Genomic DNA, 18,093 nt, shown 5'->3' on the forward strand with positions numbered 1-18,093 from the left:
TTTAAAAAAATAAAATATGAAAATAACTTATTATGGTCACGCTGCTTTAGGGATTAAAGTAGGTGGAAAACATCTTATTGTAGATCCTTTTATTTCAGGAAATCCTTTAGCGGAACACATTGATATCGATACTTTAAAAGCCGATTATATTTTAGTAACTCATGCTCATGGAGATCATGTTCTGGATGTTGAAGCAATTGCGAAACGCACCAATGCAGTCATTGTTTCTAATGCAGAAATTGCAGGTTATTATGCTGCCAAAGGATTTCAGGCACATCCTATGAATCATGGCGGAAGCTGGAATTTCGACTTTGGGAAAGTAAAATATGTCCATGCGATTCATTCGAGCACTTTCCCTGACGGAAGCTGCGGTGGTAATCCGGGTGGTTTTGTTATTGAAGGCGAGCATAAAAACATCTATATCGCCGGAGATACCGCTTTGACAATGGATATGAAACTGATTCCAATGAGAACCAAACTGGATTTAGCCATTTTCCCAATAGGCGATAATTTCACAATGGATGTTGAAGACGCTATTCTGGCGTCTGATTTTGTGGAATGCGATAAGGTTTTGGGGTATCATTATGATACTTTCGGATACATCAAAATCGATCATAAAAAAGCCATTCAGCAGTTTTTTGATAAAGGCAAAGATTTAATGCTGCTGGAAATAGGAGATAGTATCGAATTGTAATTGTGAGGAACGTGGTAATCTGGAGCTATTTCCAGCTGTACGTTACAATCTCAGGCGGCGAACACCGCCACCTGAGGATTTTCACTTCCATCTGGGCTAAATTTCATCCCGTAATACAACTACATCTGTGAAAAAAACAATTTTTGTGCTATTCATTAGCATTTTTTACCAATCCGGTTTTGCTCAAAAAACAGGTTATTGGGATAAGGAAAGAGCAACTTATAAAGAAGTAGTTGTTTCGGCAAGAGACAGAATCATTTTAGAAACCGATGATTTTCCTGCCGGAACAACAGAGTTGATTTATAGAATTACGCTTTTGGATGACAATCAGCAAATGGCCGGGAGCTTAGTTTCTATCCTCAAAGCCATTCCGGATCCCACAGGAATCAGTCAGGGTTCTGCCGGAGCTGTTTTTTTAATGTCTAAAATTTCAGGAGATGATAAATGCAAATATGCTGTTTTTTCTACTAATGAATTGGCTAAAAACTACAGTTCAAAAGGAGAAACTGCTGAGGCTTGCCTCGCTCAGACTACAGCGGTAAGCAAAGATGCCAAACGTCTTTCTATTGATAAATCTTCTTGTATAAAATCCGGTACAACTAAATTGTATTTTGGTTTCGAAAGTTCCAATTGGATTATGAAACAAAAAATAATTCTCGAAGTAGTGCCGTGGGTAGATGCTAAATTAAGCAGAGGCTGGACTTTAGGAAACAGAAAAAACATCATCAGTCAATGTAAAACTTCGGCTTTGGCCAGAAAAATGGCTAATTCAGATGATTTTTGCGTGTGTATTGGAGAAAAAATCCAAAAACAATATACTTTTCAAGAATTTCAAAAACTGCTGCCTATGGAGCAAACTAAGGCGTATAAGGATTTTGGAGCGAGTTGTTTTGAAGAAACCGGAATTGCAAATACGGTTTTTAATGATTTGAGAACAAAAGCTTCCGCTGATCTTGCAAAAGGGAATTACAGTCTGGCGATAAAAAGCTATAACGAAATTATCAATCAGCAAAAAGCAACTGCTTTAGATTACGCTAATTTGGGTTATGGGTACCTGATTACTAAACAATACGGAAAAGCCGTAAACATCCTGAAAGAAGGCGAAAAACGGGATAATACAGAGTTGTTAGTAAAACTAAACTTAGCTCACGCTTATTTATTAAACGGCGAATATTCAAAAGCTAAAACCATCTATAAAGAATACCAAAATCAAAATGTAACAGACAGTATCAGCTGGACTCAAAAAATAAAAGACGATTATCAGGCTTTTGCAAAAGCAGGAATTCAAAATGAGGATTTCGATAAGGTTTTGAAGTTGTTGAAGTAGAGAAAATAGAATAAAGAAAATAGAACAAAGAGTTGGTTGTTACTATAACAATTATTTCTTTTATTTAAGATTTTAAAAATTAACCATTAAGAAATTAAGTTTAGTTAAGCTTAATTCTCTTCATTTTCTTAATGGTGAAAAAACTTAGCGAACTTTGCGAAACCTTTGCGAATCTTTGCGGTAAAATATTCCCTTTGCGGTAAAACATTTTAGTGGTTAATAAAACAATGAAAGCAACTTATCATAAATACATTCTAAATTTTAAACGACCATCGGGAACTTCCCGTGGCGTGATGACTGAAAAAGAAACCTGGTTTTTAGTCTTAGAAAAAGACGAAAAAAAAGGAATAGGTGAGTGCGGAATTCTAAGAGGTTTAAGTGCTGATGACAGACCGGATTATGAAGCCAAATTACAATGGACTTGCGCCAATATTCATTTAGGAAAAGAAGCGCTCTGGGATGCTTTAACAGAGTTTCCTTCGATACAGTTTGGTGTCGAAATGGCGTTTCAGTCTTTAGCGAGTGAAACCCCTTTTTTATTGTTTCCTTCTGCCTTTACTGAAGGTGAAAAAGCAATCGAAATTAACGGCTTGATCTGGATGGGAGAACCTGCTTTTATGAAGCAGCAAATTGAAGAAAAACTAGCGCAGGGTTTTCGATGTGTCAAACTTAAAATTGGTGCTGTAGATTTTGAAAAAGAACTCGAATTATTGCGTTTTATTCGCCAACATTTTACCGCTGAACAGGTGGAAATCAGGGTAGATGCTAATGGTGCTTTTCCTTTAAATGAAGCTTTAGTTAAATTAAATCAATTATCTGAATTTGAGTTACATAGTATTGAGCAGCCTGTTCAAAAAAACAACACTGACAGGATGGCAGAGCTGTGTAAAACCACTCCATTTTCTATTGCTCTGGATGAAGAGCTGATTGGTATCTTTAAATTCGAAGAAAAAGAACAATTATTACTAAAAATCAAGCCGCAATATATCATTTTGAAGCCGAGTTTTGTAGGCGGTTTTAAGGGAACAAAAGAGTGGATTTCGCTGGCTGAAAAACATCAGATTGGCTGGTGGATTACCTCTGCCTTAGAGAGCAATATTGGCTTAAATGCCATTGCACAATGGACTTTTTTACAGCATAATTTAATGCCTCAGGGATTGGGAACAGGAGCACTTTATACCAATAATTTTGATTGTCCGCTAGAAGTTTCTCAGGGAGAGTTATGGTATAAAAAAGAGCTGGACTGGAGTTTTAATTTTGATGAATTAGACTAAAAAGCTCGCTTAAATATCTTCTAAAATACTAATTTGGTAGCCTGAATCACGAACAATATTTACAATTGAATCCACATTAATAGTTCGGTTTTTGCTTTCGACTCTTAAAATATTATCACAATCTTCCAGATCAAAATTAAAGTGACAATTAGAAAAAGTTTCAGACAGCTTTTGCAAAATTAAAGCTGCCTGATTTTTACAAGTGATATTTGTGCAAAAAACTTCTATCATTTTAAACTGGATTAAACTTTTTTCAGGAATTCACTGAGTTAATTTTGTGATAATACACATAAGAAACCATCAAAACGCCCAATACAATAAACGGGAAAAAAGCATTAAAACCCATTCCGTCAACGGCATAATGGCTGATGGCTGCAAAAATAAAATCGAATGCGAAACCGGCATAAGCCCATTCTTTCAACCGTTTTGGAACTTGCGGAACTACTAAAGCGATAACGCCCAGAATTTTGAATACGACTAAAGCATTCCCAAAATATTCCGGATAACCCAAATGTCTGATTCCTTCTTTTGCCATTTCTGATTGCGAGGTTAACGCAGGCATCACGCCTTCAAATAAGAAAATAAGAATGGTTGCTGTCCAAAAAATAATTTTATTCTTTTTTGTTGTTGTCATTTTATAATTTTTAAGCATTCATTAAAGTTTCAATATCAAATTTACTCATTTGCATAAAGGCCTGCATCACCCGTGGCGCTTTTTCAGGATCAGCCATTAATTCCCCTAAAATGGCAGGAACTATCTGCCAGGAAACGCCATATTGATCATCCAGCCAGCCACACTGATTATAAACTCCGTTAGTACCAAGCTTTCCCCAGTAATGGTCAATTTCTTCTTGAGTATCACATTCGACAACATAAGAATTAGCAGCTGAAAATTGATATTGTGGTCCACCATTCAATCCCATAAATTGAAAACCATTTAATTCAAAACGAACCACTATTGGATTTTCGCTTGTGATTTTAGAATTCGGAAAAATGGAACAATAATATGCTGCTGCTGTTTTGGCCTGACCATCAAACCACAAACAAGGATATAATGAATTCATAGTAATAGATTGTTTTTTCTGATTAAAGTTGCGTCTAAGGCAGTCTTTTTTTTTTTAAATTATCCTTTTTACTTTTTTGTTACAGGTAACATCGGTTTACACCGATTTTATTGTCTGTATAACTTGGTTTAATTTTACCAATATATTGTGGACCTGCCCTGAAGTAGTTTAATTTTCAGGATGGTGATTAAACATCCAGCGGATTCCAAAACGGTCCAGACAACAGCCCCAATAATCACCCCAAAACATATCCTGTAACGGTGCAATATCAGAACCACCTTCGGATAAGGCATTAAATAAACGTTCCGTTTCTTCTCTGGTATCAGGCTCCAGGTTGATAGTCGTATTATTGCCAATGATCACTTTGTGTCCCATTGATTCCAGCATATCTGTTGCCATAATTTGAGTTCCTCCTAAAATAGGCAAGCACACATGCATTACTTTGTTTCCGTCTTCTTCAGAAAGAGGAGGTTGACCTTCCTGAGCAGGAATGTCTTTATTGTACATAATCGAACCCACAAATTCAGTATTAAATACTTTTTTGTAGAAATTAAAAGCTTCTTCAGTGTTGCCCTGAAAATTGAGGTAAATAGATACTTTTGCCATTTTATTTTTAATTTATAGGATTATTAATACTACAAAGTTCCATCATTTTGACATAAATATAAATGTGTAATAATGACAACAAACAGGGGATTTACGTCAAAAAACGGTATTGTATAAAAATAAATAAAAAGGAAACAGGAAAATGAAGTACAGTATAAATAATTACAAAATGTTAATATTGAGGTAGATAAAAGAAAAAGCCAATACAGTTTTTTGTATTGGCCTTTAGTTTTTTTGTTAAAGAGTATTATTTTTTAATTTCTATATTAGCTTCTCCACCTTCAACGGTTACTTTAGTTTCATTTTTCCCGTCTTTAGTCTGGATATCAACACCATCAGTACCCACATTTACAGAAGTGCCATCAGCTTCTTCTTTAGACGCTTCCGGTACTGATTCAGCCGGTACTGATTCAGCTTGCGGAGGCGGAGGTGGTGGTGGATCTTTTTTTTCCCTGCAGGAAACAATTGTCAAAACTGTCAACAGACCTAAAAGCATCGTTAATTTTTTCATTTTATGGGTTTTAAGTTGGTAAATTATTAATCTACAAGATACTAAAATTAATTGATACAAATCTCTTTTGCAAATTTGTTGTTTTTGAAATATTTTTAGCAGGACATATTTTCGATATACGTAGTATTTTTGATACTGATAAAAAGAATGTATATTAAAAAAAGTATTTTTGAATGTTGAATATAAAATAAACAAAATGAAGCATGTTAGTATTTTAGTACCTGAATCTTCTGTTTTACAAGCCATAGCTGATCCTCAATATTTGTTTTCTGCAGTTAATCAGTTTTTGGCTGTAGCCAAAATGCAACCTTTGTTTAAAGTACACTTAGTTGGGCTTACATCTGAAATAAAACTGAATAACGGTATGTATACTGTGAACGCCAGCCAACTGATTCATGAGGTTAAAAACACTGATTTGATTATTATACCGGCTTTATTTGGTGATATGCAAACTGCTATTAACGCAAACAAAGAACTTTTGCCCTGGATAAAAGAGCAATATCAAAGAGGAGCAGAGGTAGCTTCGCTTTGTGTTGGTGCTTTTTTGTTAGCTGCTACAGGATTATTGGATGGGAAAAAATGTTCAACGCATTGGGGTTTTCAAAATGAATTTAGAGGGATGTTCCCACAGGTTGAAGTGGTTGAAGGCAGTATTTTAACGGAAGAATCCCGCCTTTATTCCAGTGGTGGTGCTAATTCGTATTGGAATCTTTTATTGCATTTGGTTGAGAAATATACCGACAGATCTACAGCAATTTTAGCTTCTAAATATTTTGCCATAGACATAGACAGAGAAAGTCAGGCGGCTTTTGCATTGTTTCAGGGACAAAAAAATCATACTGATGAAGCTATCAAGAAAGCGCAGGATTTTATTGAAAACAATATTGAAGATCGTATTTCTATTGATGAACTGGCGGAGCATGTAGCCTTAGGACGTCGCAGTTTTGAAAGACGTTTTAAATTAGTGACTAATAACTCAGTTTTAGAATACATCAATCGGGTAAAAATAGAATTTGCCAAGCGAAATTTCGAAAATAGCCGAAAAAACATCAACGAAGTCATGTTTGAAATAGGTTATACGGACACCAAATCTTTTCGAACCATTTTTAAAAAAATGACAGGACTGACTCCGTTAGAATATCGGAATAAGTATAATAAAATAATGATGAACTGAATTACATAATTAAACGAACACCACCAAGCTCAGAAATTCGATAAGAAAAACGATCTCCCGGAGAACCAATAAACATAAAGTTTTTAGGAATTTTCCATTTTTCAGATAATTCATCGATGATTTCAGGACCAAAAACGCCTTCTAATTCTATAAATTCAATGTCAATTTCAGGATAAGCTCTGTCTAATACTTTTAAATCAATAATCAAAGGGTCATTATTTGCTCCTTCGAGTTTAATGTTTACAATTTTTAATTTACGGGTAGTTTCATTATTCTGAACATACTGCATCACTTTGTTCAGGATGGCTACATCATCTCCTTTAGTAAAAAATACAAATTCCTGAGAGGTGATTTTTAAGTTCAATTTTATTAAATAACGATTACTGAAGATGACTAATTTTCGTAACGGAGTGTAAAAATATTCAAGAGCTTCAATAAGAACTAAAATCAAAAAAGAGCGGTTTAGCATGATAGCAATAAAAAGCAATGCAGGGACTAAGTACTGTAAAAAGGTATAAAAAGAATCTACATTAAGCTCGATGTTTCCAATAAATGCGGTTATAACAAGGCTTACTGCTACTACTACGGCAACACCTCTTGCTTTTTCCGGTCGGGGTAATTTTTTCCGTTTGAATTTTAATAATAAGTTTCCAATACCAAATAATCCCATAACGGCTAAAAAGGAGAAAGTATAAACACCTGCCAATACTACAATATTTCCTTCGGTAACAACTAAAACCGATACGCAAAGCAACAGGAAGCTGATTATAATTCGATAATTAGAGCCTCTTTTATTTTGTTTTAAAAAATAATTAGGTAAAATACGGTCTAATGTCATACGGTTTAACAACCCTGAAACTCCCACAAATGAAGTTAAAACAGCTCCGCAAAGTACTAAAACAGCATCAATAGAAATGAGATAAGCTAGCCAGGTTCCGCCAGTTGTATGTCCTAAAAAGGCTAACAGGGATTCTTTATGTTCGCCTACTTCGGTTAAAGGGATGATACAAATAATTAAAAAAGCTAATGCAGGATTGAAAAAACTAACAATTCCCCACATGTTGCGAAGTGTTTTAGGAAAAACGCCATGTTCCTGCTCTTCAACAAAATTTGCAGAACTTTCAAAACCGGAAATTCCTAACATTGCAGCTGCAAAACCCAGAAAAAGAGCATGTGGAATACCATCAGAAGTAATAGGAAGACTCCAGTTAAAATGAAAGGTGTCTAAACCATGATTGATTAAAAACCATGCGGATGCAAATACCAGTAAACTCAGGGTTATTAAGTGAATAATGAATATGATTACAGCAACAAATGCCGATTCTCCAATTCCTAAAATGGCCAGATAAGTAAAGGCAAGCAATACTACAACAGTGGCTATGTGTACATCAATGAAGGAAAAAATACCGTGAAGGTAATGCATGCCTTCGGAGGCAGAAATAACTGCTGTTGCCATATAGGACAAAACTGTCAAGGTAGCGGCAAGTGAAGCCATTTTTTTAGAAGAAGTATTTAAAAGTACATTATATGCTCCACCGTTTAGAGGAATAGCACCTACAACTTCGCCATATATTTTTCTGAATAAAAAAAGTACTACTGCAACAATTAATAAAGAAATCCAGGCATATTGACCTGCATACATGATTGTTAAAGCCGAAACATAAAGACAAGAAGAACTAATATCATTTCCGCAAATAGCAGTGGCTTGTAATTCATTTAATTTTTTATGGATTTTTTCTTTCATTCCTGTTGTTTTATTCTAGATTTTCTAAAGATAAATATTTGATACAAAACAACCCAATAAAAGCAGGTAATCCTTTTTGTTGTTTTTTAACAATTGCTGTTAAAAAAAATATTGAAATATTCTAAGATGCAGTTTTATTAAAATTTTTAAGAGAAGACAATGCTTTTAGTTGGATTTTGCGTTGCATGTAACCGGTCCACCCAAAAAGAAGTCCCGGGAGTCCAAAAGCTTGTTGTGACCATTTCCAGATATTGAAATCATCATTTTGTTTGACAATAAGACCTGCTTTAAAACGGAATTTAGATTGAATATGGTTTGTAATTTGTCTTTTATTTTTACCAAAAAAATAAACCGCCGTCCATTTTACTTCAGCCGTATGTTTATTAATTGTAATGATTTTATAATCAAGATCCAGGTTTTTATTGCTTTTAGAAATTAGCATTTTCCACATTTTAGGAACTTCATCTGCAGTTAAGAAACCAAATACCGGGTCATGAAATTTTACGTTATCAGCATAACATTCTTCTATTTTAGAAACATCTCCATTAGCAATGGAAGTATATAATTGATGTATCGTTTTTACTGAAGCTGTCATGTTAACCAACTTATAAATGTTCTTAAAAATTTAAAATCCGATATAAATGTAAGAATATATTTCTTTGTGTAAGTTGTTTTAATGTTAAAATTGTAAAAATAATAGTACTTATAGTTGTTTTTTAAATGCTAAAGATATAACGAGCTGATTTCTTTGACGGTATCAAATGTGTTTTTACTGTTTGTATGAGTCATAGTAAAATTGGATTGTTTATTAATGGCTGTAAAATTTCCGGTTTGACTGCTAAAATCATTAGAAGTCCCTTTAATATTAAAGCGTATGGATGCTATATTTGATTGCTTTAATTTAGTCATTTCAGCAGCAGTAAAAACAAAATAAGAATTGAGAGTGTTTTGACTGTTTTCAAAAATACCTTTATCTGTACAGCTGATAAAGCTGTTATCGCTTAAATACACATACACTGTACCGGAAAGTATAAAATTAGTATTGGTGGTAGCAGCTGAGAGCTTTAGAATACCACCATTTTCTGTTTTGGCTATTTGTACTTTGACTTCGTTAGTTAATGCATAATTGGGAGTTATAAAATTCCAGACAGAAGTTGCTTTGTAATTTTTAGCTTTAAAAGTCATTGTTTCCTGACTTCTGGCAGTAATAGAAATAAATAAAAACAGCAAGAGTATTTTTAATTTCATCATGGTTTTATCTGTTAATAGGTAAAATGATCTACCCAATCGGAGGTTTTTATGGCAGAAACAAGATTCTCATCATTCATAAAAACACGTAATTCCTTATTAGCTACTTTTTTAGTATATAAAGCTTTAAATCGGTAAACGGTTATGTGGTCATCGGTGTTTTGATAAACTTCGGCTAATTCTAAATCTTTAAAAGTACCATACCATTGCCTGAATTTAGTACAGGTTTTAGAAAGTTTTTCGATAGTAATATTGTTAATGACTGACTGAGTGGCTTCGCTGTTAGTAAAAGGTTTGAATTTAGAAGTATTACAAGTCATCAAAACACGTTTTCCTAACGCATACGCTTTGTTTTTTTGACTACTGTTGATTTGGGTTGTTGTTAATTTTACAGTTTCAACTTTTTGATGTGCTTTTTTTGATTTACATCCTACTACTGCAATTAGGCTTAAGATTACGATCAGTTTTTTCATTTTAGTTTTTAATTTTTAATAATAAATTAGGGTTTGGGCAATTATCTTTGTAAAAATCCAAATCAGATTTACTGCAAACACCAGGATAGTCTCCCTGGTAATTGCCAATGTTTTTAATAATCTGAAAATGTAAATGCGGAGCATAATCACCATTTACAGAAGAATCTCCCAGGCTTGCCAGTTGTTCTCCTTTTTTGAAAAACGTTCCGATTTGTAGATTTTTTATACTTTCTAACGATAAATGACCGTATAAAGTATAGAAAACAGTATTTTCTAATTGATGTTTTAAGATTATGGTGGGACCATAGTCACCCACAGCATCATTGTTTTTAAAACTATGAATCCAGCCATCTAATGGGCAAATTACTGCTGTTCCTGCCTGAGTCCATAAATCGATTCCTATATGAATGTTACGTTCTTCAATGGTTTCGTTTTTAAAATAGGGACTTCTCCGGTATAAATTTCGTTCTTCCAGATAACCGCCATAAGCCACTTTGGCATCCTGAAGTTTGGCTTGTTGTTCAATGTAAAGCGCAACGGCAGCCGCATCTGTTAGATTTACTTTGGCTAAATCGGAATTAGAAACAGATAAATCTAATGGAAAATAATCTTTTTGCGAATGCGCATTACTTACTAAATGAATAGGTTCTGTATTTTTAAAAATATTTTCGATAATGACTTTTTTTTGAACTTTAAATTAAATCAAAAAAAGTCAGGCTAAAAAATTTTAAAAGGATTTATAACTTTTAATTAGGAAAATTTAGGATTATTTCGGAAAAATTATGCCAGATTCAACTGCAATGCAAAACAGTTTTTATCTTCCTTGGTAATACTAAAAACAATCACATCATCAGAAACATTCTCGTGAATCATCACTTCATCCCGCAAGGAAAGCTCTTTCATAAAATTCATTTCGAAGCTTTTTATTTTTTGCTTCAAAATGATATTTTCATCTACTAAATCCATGCACCATTCCAGATATTTGACATTGTTAACATGATTTACAATATCTAAATCAGATAAAATTACGGTTTTACTGAAAACTTCTTCTTTTTCGGGATTAATATCAATTTTAGAAAACCCTTCCTCAGTAGCCTTTATATCCGGGAATAATTCAAAATGATCGTGAGCGAGGGTAAGTAATTCAGGGCGACGTTTTTGTGTGTTGAAAACAGCCCAAAAAGTCTCGCAACCTGCTATTTTTTCTCCGTTTACATATACTTCTAAAGCACGTACTGATCGGGAATTTTCCAGACTGTTAATCCATGTTTTTACCGTTACGATATCTTTCCATTTCGGTAATGCACTAATTTCTACACGCATTCTGCTCAAAACCCAGGCCTGGTCAAATTCCTGCATATCCGTAAAGCTAATTCCTCCAATTTCAGAATGTGTTGCTGCTGTAAGCTGTAGCAAATTACATAATTCCGTATATTTCAGGTTTCCTGACGGCAAACATTGCGTGAAGTTGATTTCGTAGTCTTTGCTTAATATCGAAGTGAAATTAGGTGCTATTGGCATGGAAATTTATGATTTTAGATTTTAGATTTTTGTTTTAAATGGATATAATCGACTATTTGATGTGTAGGTGTTTCAAAATGAAACCATCGGGTGTTTGCATCTCTTTTGAACCAGGTTAGCTGGCGTTTTGCAAATCGGCGTGTGTTTTTCTTGATTTCTTCGATTGCAAATTCTAATGAAAACTCTTTGTCAAAATAAGCAAACAATTCTCGGTAGCCCACGGTTTGTAGCGCATTTAATTCTTTATTTGGATACAAATCCTTAGCTTCTTTCAGTAAGCCTTCGCTCATCATAATGTCCACACGCTGGTTGATACGGTTGTACATCACGTTTCTTTCGGCTTCTAAACCAATGAGAATAGGAGTGAAGCTTCTTTCGTTTTTCTTTTGATTTAAAAAAGAAGAATAGGGTTTTGCTGTTCCAATGCAAACTTCGACAAATCGCATCATGCGTTGCGGATTGAGCAATGTTTGCGGGTTTTCGACAGTGATTTTTTCAAAATAATCAGGATCGTGCTTTTTTAGTTGCTCCTGCAAATAACCGATACCTAATTTTTCATAGTTTGTGTTGACTTCCTGACGTATTTCAGGATTAATTTCAGGAAAATCATCAAAACCCTGTAGAATTGCATTAACATACAATCCGGATCCGCCTACAAGAACCACATAATCATTGGTTTTAAATAATTCTTCAATGGTTGTGATAGCTTCTTTTTCGAAATCGCCTACCGTATAATTTTCAAAAACTGATTTATTCTGTATAAAATGATGTTTGGCTGCTGCTAATTCTTTTGGATTTGGAACGGCGGTTCCAATGGTCATTTCCTTGAAAAACTGACGACTGTCACAGGAAACAATTTCGCAGCCAAAATAATTAGCTAATTGAATACTCAAAGCTGTTTTTCCTATAGCTGTAGGCCCTACTATGGTAATTAGGTGTTTCATGTTGTTTGTTTTTCTAAAGCATGTCCGCATTTAGGGCAAAAATTAGCATCTTTGGGATATTCTTCGTTCCCGCACTCAGGACAGGGATTTTGATAAATAGTATCTTTTTCATAGTTGTGTCGGGCAATTTCAGCCGTTACAATTCCTGTGGGAACCGCAATAATACCATAACCCAAAATCATTACTAATGAAGCCATAAATTGTCCTAAAGGGGTTTGCGGTGAAATATCACCATAGCCTACGGTTGTTAAAGTGACTATGGTCCAGTAAATACTGACCGGAATACTGGTAAAACCACTTTCTTTACCTTCGATTAAATACATTATGGAACCAATAAGAATAGTACTTATCAAAACAAAATAGATGAAAATGACTATTTTATTCCGGCTGGCGATAAGTGCCTTCTTTAATTTTACTGATTGGGTATTAAATTGAGGATTGTTTAAAATTTTGAATAACCGCAATAAGCGTAAGGCTCTAATAACGGTTAAAATGTTAGTTCCTACCACAAAAAGAGAAACATACATGGGTAAAATAGCCAGTAAATCAATAATGCCATAAAAACTAAAAATATAACGGACAGGCTTATTTATAGAGAAAATCCGAAGTAGGTATTCCAGAGAGAATAAAGCGGTAATGATCCATTCTAATGTAATTAAATAAGAATGGTATTTTAAATTGAATCCGGAAACCGTTTCCATCATTACCAGAAGAACACTAAAAAGTATGAGTCCTAATAGTATTAAATCAAATAAACGTCCTGCTTTAGTGTCCGTCTGATAAATGATTACATAGACTTTTTTTCTAAAAGAAGTGAATATTGATTTTGAATTTGCCATTGATTAAAATCTAAAAATGGATAATCTTTAATGCTTTGTTTTTTCTGATATAAGTTTGAATAATGCGTTGGATCTCCTTATTGCTGTACATTGGGATTAAAATATTTTTTAAAATCTCGGGATTGTTAATCTGATAGTTTAAGTCATAATACGCATACCCTTTATAAACACCATTTTCTACTAACACCGCACTTCGTTCATTAACATTTCTGCCCTTGTCAATAATAATCATATTTTTATTGTCAAAACAGTTTTTGTCTATAAAACTTTGTACTCTCAGGTTGTATTCTGACGGAGAAATTGCTCCTGTACAAGCTCCGTCGCATTCGTTAATAGTCTGTTGAAAACAATTTGTTTTACTCTCGTATAAACCGGTTAGTTTTTGACATAACTGATAATTTTCGGTAATACTGTAGAGCGCATTTTTTCCGTCAGCAGCATTTATATAAGAAAGAATCTCTTTTTTTCTACCGTCGGTTTTTTGAAGTTTTAACCTCAAATATCCATCACTGTCTTTCTCAGAATAAATAGCCCACGAAAAATGATTTTTACGGGACATGCGGTTATAAATCGGTTTGTTTATTTTAATTTCCTGAGCTTCTTTTATCAGTGCTATGAGTTCGTTTCCGGTTTCTTCAAAAGTTACTGTGTAAACTTCCGACTGAATTTTTTTTGAACTTCGGGTGATTCCTGTAAAATGCTGATTGACTCTTTTTTTGATATTTCGGCTTTTGCCAATAAAAATAATTTTACCTTCTTCATTATGAATGTAATAAACACCGGTTTTTGAAGGTAAACTTTCAATGATATCCAGTAGTTTTGGTGCGATCCCTTTTTGGATTTCCGATTTGATTAAGCCGGTAATTATTTCTTTTTCAACATCCTTATCCAATAGCATTTTGAATAATTTTACTGTAGCCATGGCGTCTCCGCTGGCACGATGTCTGTCGGCCATAGGAATTCCTAAAGCACGAACTAACTTTCCTAAACTGTGTGAAGTTTGTTCCGGTAATAATTTCTTAGATAGTTCTACGGTACAAAGGGTTTTTGTATTGAAATCATAACCCAAACGACGAAATTCGGTTCTAAGAATACGATAGTCAAAATCAGCATTGTGAGCTACTAAAACACAGTCAGCAGTTATTTCAACGATACGTTTGGCAACTTCATGAAATTTTGGAGCCGAACGCAACATGGCATTGTTAATTCCGGTTAATTTCACCACAAAAGGCTGAATGGGGATTTCCGGATTCACAAGACTGATGAACTGATCCACAATTTGATGTCCGTCAAATTTGTATATAGCGATTTCGGTAATTCCTTCTTCGTTGAATTGCCCTCCGGTGGTTTCTATGTCTAATATTGCGTACATGTTGAATGTCAAGTTCAATAATCAATTGCAATCTCAATTAAGATAAATCAATAACAATTCTTAAAATTGAAATTTGTTATTGTAATTGCAATTGAACTATTTCTTATTGTTTATCATTTTTGAAGCAATTGCGATAAGTTCTTCAACTTCCGTCAAAAGCCATTTTTTTTCTTCTGGATCTCCAGCTTTTATATAATCTAGAATTTTTAATGAATTTCTGGATTCTTTCAATTCTTTTACCGTCAATGAAACTTTAAAAATAAAATCATTGCTTGTTATTGTTCCTTGTGCTTCACCATAATTGAGGGCAGCACTTCCGGATGATCTAATTAATTGATTTTTATAATAATCCAATTCAAATGTTTTCTCTAATTTTCTAACAAAGAAAATACTTTCTCCAGCAAAACGAACTAATCTGTCTTCTAAATTGTATATTTTATCAAAATTAGGTTCGTTGAGTTCCATTTTATTAATTGTTATTCAGAGTTATTGAATTTGTCATTGTCATTGCCATTGTCATTGCCATTGTCATTGCCATTGTCATTGTCATTGTCATTGTCATTGCTATTGATAATTACGATTTCCAAAGATACTGCTTCCTACACGAATCATCGTACTGCCACACTCAATAGCTACTTTATAATCGCCGGACATACCCATTGAAAGAGATTGTAGATTACAGATTTCAGATTTCAGATTTTGATGAGTATCAAAAATAGATTTCAAATGAGTAAATTCTTTCCTGATTTGCTCCTGGTTATCCGTAAAAGTAGCCATTCCCATCAATCCCAAAATACGAATGTTTTTCATGCTTCCTTCATTGTTCTGAATAAAATCAAAAATCTCATGTAGTTCTTTTTCGTCCAAACCAAATTTAGTTTCTTCTTCGGCAATGTGCATTTGAAGCAAACAATCAATTACACGATGGTGTTTTTGAGCTTGTTTATTGATTTCTTGTAATAATTTCAAACTATCTACGCCATGAATCAAACTCACGTATTCTGCCATAAATTTTACTTTATTGGTTTGAACATGTCCAATCATGTGCCATTGAATATCTTTGGGCATTTGTTCCCATTTTTCAGTCATTTCCTGAATTTTGTTTTCACCAAAAATTCGTTGACCTGCATTATAAGCTTCCATTAAATCAGCAACGGGTTTTGTTTTAGAAACTGCTACCAGCGTTACATGATCAGGAAGAGAAGATTTTATATTTTGTAAATTTGATTGTATGGACATTTTAAACTTTTTGTTTAATTAAAATTATTAAAGAAACTGTTTAGCAACTTTTTCGGCTTTTTTATTTTCTGAATAATCATAAAATCCTTCGCCTGATTTCACACCTAATTTTTTAGCATTTACCATGTTCACTAAAAGTGGGCAAGGAGCATATTTAGGATTTTTAAAGCCTTCGTACATCACATTCATTATTGAAAGACACACATCTAAACCAATAAAATCAGCCAATTGTAATGGTCCCATTGGGTGTGCCATACCTAATTTCATGACATTATCAATTTCGCTCACTCCGGCGACTTTGTTGTATAAGGTTTCGATGGCTTCATTAATCATGGGCATCAGGATTCTATTGGCTACAAATCCGGGATAGTCATTAACTTCTACAGCTGTTTTTCCTAATTTTCCAGCTAATGCCATTATAAACTGTGTGACTTCATCGCTGGTATTGTATCCGCGAATCACTTCCACCAATGGCATTATGGGAACAGGATTCATAAAATGCATCCCAATAACCCGTTCCGGATGTGCTACCGCAGCTGCAATTTGAGTAATAGAAATAGAAGAAGTATTGGTTGCAAAAATGGTGTTGTGCGAACAATATTCGTTCAACTTCCTAAATATTCTCAGTTTTAAATCCAGATTTTCGGTTGCAGCTTCAATCACTAAATCAGCACCTACAACTCCGTCTTCAATATCAGTATAGCAAATAATATTGGTGATGGTTTTCATTTTGTCCTCGGCAGTGATGCTTCCTTTAGCCAGCATTCTGTCCAGGTTGCTAAAAATAGTAGTCATTCCTTTTTCCAAAGCTTCTTCGGAAACATCAATCAATTTTACGGTAAAACCGTTTTGGGCAAAAGTATGAGCAATTCCGTTACCCATAGTTCCTGCACCGATTACTGCTACTATTTTCATTTTTGTAAAAATTGATATTTATATTTTAGCCACGAATTCACCAATTGCTTCGTGATTTCGTGGCTAACTTATTTTTTTATTTTTAAAATTATTTCTTAAAACAAGCTATAATTTGATGTGCTACTCTTAAAGCTTCTGTTGCCTGATCTAAAGTTACAATTGGTGTTGTATTATTAACAATAGCATCTGCAAAAGTTTCTAATTCTTCTAAGATAGCGTTATTTTGTTGTACGTCAGGATTCGAAAAATAGATTTGCTTTTTTACTCCTTCGGCATTTTGTAAAATCATATCAAAATCACCGGGAACTTCCGGAGCGTCTTTCATTTTTACTACTTCACATTTTTTTTCTAAGAAGTCAACGGATATATAAGCATCTTTTTGGAAAAAACGGGTTTTTCGCATGTTTTTCATCGAAATTCTACTCGAAGTTAAATTAGCAACACAGCCATTTTCAAATTCGATTCTGGCATTGGCAATATCCGGAGTATCACTGATTACGGAGACACCACTGGCACTAATGTTTTTTACTTTAGATTTTACCACACTTAAAATCACATCAATATCGTGAATCATCAAGTCTAAAACTACAGGAACATCGGTACCACGCGGATTGAATTCGGCCAAGCGATGCGTTTCTATAAACATAGGGTTTTCGATCATGCTTTTAGTAGCAATGAAAGCAGGGTTAAAGCGTTCAACATGTCCTACTTGTCCTTTTACGCTATATTCATTTGCTAAAGCAATAATTTCTTCGGCTTCTTCAATAGTGTTGGAAATAGGTTTTTCTATAAAAACATGTTTTCCTGATTTGATTGCTGCTCTGGCACATTTATAATGTGAAAGGGTAGGAGTAACAATATCAATTACATCTACAGCGTGAATTAATTTAGCAATAGTATTGAAGTTTGTGTATCCAAATTCTTTTGAAATTTTTTGAGCGTATTCCTGATTTTCATCATAAAAACCAACTAATTCATATTTTTCAGATTGTTGTAATAAACGCAAATGAATTTTTCCCAGATGACCGGCACCTAAAACTCCTACTTTTAGCATGATAATGTATTTTTAACAAAAATAGGAAATTCAAATTAAAATATAGAATAATTGATTTGGATTTTGGATTTTGGATTTTGGAATTTTTACTGCT

At 33.9% G+C, this 18,093-nt stretch carries 22 protein-coding genes; 4 read left to right on the forward strand and 18 right to left on the reverse strand.

What is annotated here, in order from left to right:
* Positions 1-16 precede the first annotated feature (16 nt).
* The 3 genes from BUB89_RS12915 to BUB89_RS12925 all read left to right on the forward strand — a co-directional run bounded on the left by BUB89_RS12915 (position 17) and on the right by BUB89_RS12925 (position 3,295).
* Positions 17-694, forward strand: a complete 678-nt coding sequence (locus BUB89_RS12915; protein ID WP_073245720.1) for a metal-dependent hydrolase — start codon at positions 17-19, stop codon at positions 692-694.
* Between the two features lie 145 nt (positions 695-839).
* Positions 840-2,021: a tetratricopeptide repeat protein gene (locus tag BUB89_RS12920; RefSeq protein WP_234982640.1), complete on the forward strand. Its 1,182-nt coding sequence runs from the start codon at positions 840-842 to the stop codon at positions 2,019-2,021.
* Between the two features lie 227 nt (positions 2,022-2,248).
* The gene (locus BUB89_RS12925) at positions 2,249-3,295 is read left to right on the forward strand and encodes an o-succinylbenzoate synthase (protein WP_073245723.1); all 1,047 of its coding nucleotides are present in this window, start codon (positions 2,249-2,251) and stop codon (positions 3,293-3,295) included.
* Positions 3,296-3,304: 9 nt separating this feature from the next.
* Here the strand turns inward: BUB89_RS12925 and BUB89_RS12930 are convergent, their stop codons facing one another.
* The 5 genes from BUB89_RS12930 to BUB89_RS12950 all read right to left on the reverse strand — a co-directional run bounded on the left by BUB89_RS12930 (position 3,305) and on the right by BUB89_RS12950 (position 5,476).
* Positions 3,305-3,526: a hypothetical protein gene (locus BUB89_RS12930; RefSeq protein ID WP_073245725.1), complete on the reverse strand. Its 222-nt coding sequence runs from the start codon at positions 3,524-3,526 to the stop codon at positions 3,305-3,307.
* 22 nt (positions 3,527-3,548) lie between these two features.
* Positions 3,549-3,929, reverse strand: a complete 381-nt coding sequence (locus tag BUB89_RS12935) for a DoxX family protein (protein ID WP_073245801.1) — start codon at positions 3,927-3,929, stop codon at positions 3,549-3,551.
* A gap of 10 nt (positions 3,930-3,939) precedes the next feature.
* Positions 3,940-4,359, reverse strand: a complete 420-nt coding sequence (locus tag BUB89_RS12940) for a VOC family protein (protein ID WP_073245727.1) — start codon at positions 4,357-4,359, stop codon at positions 3,940-3,942.
* 168 nt (positions 4,360-4,527) lie between these two features.
* A complete protein-coding gene (locus BUB89_RS12945; RefSeq protein ID WP_073245729.1) occupies positions 4,528-4,965 on the reverse strand; it encodes a VOC family protein in 438 nt (145 codons plus the stop codon).
* Between the two features lie 247 nt (positions 4,966-5,212).
* Positions 5,213-5,476 (reverse strand): hypothetical protein, encoded by a 264-nt coding sequence (locus BUB89_RS12950; RefSeq protein WP_073245730.1) that lies wholly within the window; start codon positions 5,474-5,476, stop codon positions 5,213-5,215.
* Between the two features lie 196 nt (positions 5,477-5,672).
* On the opposite strand from BUB89_RS12950, the gene BUB89_RS12955 reads away from it, so the two are divergent.
* Complete coding sequence (locus BUB89_RS12955) at positions 5,673-6,650, forward strand: GlxA family transcriptional regulator (RefSeq protein WP_073245731.1); 978 nt, start codon at positions 5,673-5,675, stop codon at positions 6,648-6,650.
* Position 6,651: 1 nt separating this feature from the next.
* Here the strand turns inward: BUB89_RS12955 and BUB89_RS12960 are convergent, their stop codons facing one another.
* From BUB89_RS12960 to BUB89_RS13020, 13 genes are all read right to left on the reverse strand, one after another.
* Positions 6,652-8,394 carry an APC family permease gene (locus BUB89_RS12960; RefSeq protein WP_073245733.1) on the reverse strand — a complete coding sequence of 581 codons (1,743 nt, stop codon included), beginning with the start codon at positions 8,392-8,394 and terminating at the stop codon, positions 6,652-6,654.
* A gap of 121 nt (positions 8,395-8,515) precedes the next feature.
* On the reverse strand, positions 8,516-8,989 hold the full coding sequence (locus BUB89_RS12965) for a nuclear transport factor 2 family protein (RefSeq protein WP_073245735.1): 474 nt from the start codon (positions 8,987-8,989) through the stop codon (positions 8,516-8,518).
* 128 nt (positions 8,990-9,117) lie between these two features.
* Positions 9,118-9,645, reverse strand: coding sequence for a hypothetical protein (locus tag BUB89_RS12970; protein WP_083552777.1), 528 nt, complete (start codon positions 9,643-9,645; stop codon positions 9,118-9,120).
* Between the two features lie 11 nt (positions 9,646-9,656).
* Positions 9,657-10,115 carry a hypothetical protein gene (locus BUB89_RS12975; protein WP_073245737.1) on the reverse strand — a complete coding sequence of 153 codons (459 nt, stop codon included), beginning with the start codon at positions 10,113-10,115 and terminating at the stop codon, positions 9,657-9,659.
* A gap of 1 nt (position 10,116) precedes the next feature.
* Entirely contained in the window at positions 10,117-10,608 is a 492-nt protein-coding gene (locus BUB89_RS12980) for a peptidoglycan DD-metalloendopeptidase family protein (protein ID WP_307723318.1), read from the reverse strand.
* A 287-nt stretch (positions 10,609-10,895) separates the two neighbouring features.
* Entirely contained in the window at positions 10,896-11,636 is a 741-nt protein-coding gene (locus tag BUB89_RS12985; RefSeq protein ID WP_073245741.1) for an acyl-[acyl-carrier-protein] thioesterase, read from the reverse strand.
* 14 nt (positions 11,637-11,650) lie between these two features.
* Positions 11,651-12,580 carry a tRNA (adenosine(37)-N6)-dimethylallyltransferase MiaA gene (gene miaA / locus BUB89_RS12990; protein WP_073245744.1) on the reverse strand — a complete coding sequence of 310 codons (930 nt, stop codon included), beginning with the start codon at positions 12,578-12,580 and terminating at the stop codon, positions 11,651-11,653.
* A complete protein-coding gene (locus tag BUB89_RS12995; protein WP_073245746.1) occupies positions 12,577-13,419 on the reverse strand; it encodes an ion transporter in 843 nt (280 codons plus the stop codon). Before BUB89_RS12995 ends, miaA begins: the two co-directional genes overlap by 4 nt.
* 10 nt (positions 13,420-13,429) lie before the next feature.
* Entirely contained in the window at positions 13,430-14,791 is a 1,362-nt protein-coding gene (locus BUB89_RS13000; protein WP_073245748.1) for an exonuclease domain-containing protein, read from the reverse strand.
* A 96-nt stretch (positions 14,792-14,887) separates the two neighbouring features.
* Positions 14,888-15,256, reverse strand: coding sequence for a four helix bundle protein (locus tag BUB89_RS13005; RefSeq protein ID WP_073245750.1), 369 nt, complete (start codon positions 15,254-15,256; stop codon positions 14,888-14,890).
* 99 nt (positions 15,257-15,355) lie between these two features.
* Positions 15,356-16,030 (reverse strand): YggS family pyridoxal phosphate-dependent enzyme, encoded by a 675-nt coding sequence (locus tag BUB89_RS13010; protein WP_073245752.1) that lies wholly within the window; start codon positions 16,028-16,030, stop codon positions 15,356-15,358.
* A 27-nt stretch (positions 16,031-16,057) separates the two neighbouring features.
* Positions 16,058-16,945 carry a 3-hydroxyacyl-CoA dehydrogenase family protein gene (locus BUB89_RS13015; protein WP_073245754.1) on the reverse strand — a complete coding sequence of 296 codons (888 nt, stop codon included), beginning with the start codon at positions 16,943-16,945 and terminating at the stop codon, positions 16,058-16,060.
* 88 nt (positions 16,946-17,033) lie between these two features.
* Entirely contained in the window at positions 17,034-17,999 is a 966-nt protein-coding gene (locus BUB89_RS13020) for a Gfo/Idh/MocA family protein (protein WP_073245756.1), read from the reverse strand.
* Positions 18,000-18,093: the final 94 nt, after the last annotated feature.

The sequence above is a fragment of the Flavobacterium flevense genome, from assembly GCF_900142775.1.
GTDB classification, from domain to species: Bacteria; Bacteroidota; Bacteroidia; order Flavobacteriales; family Flavobacteriaceae; genus Flavobacterium; species Flavobacterium flevense.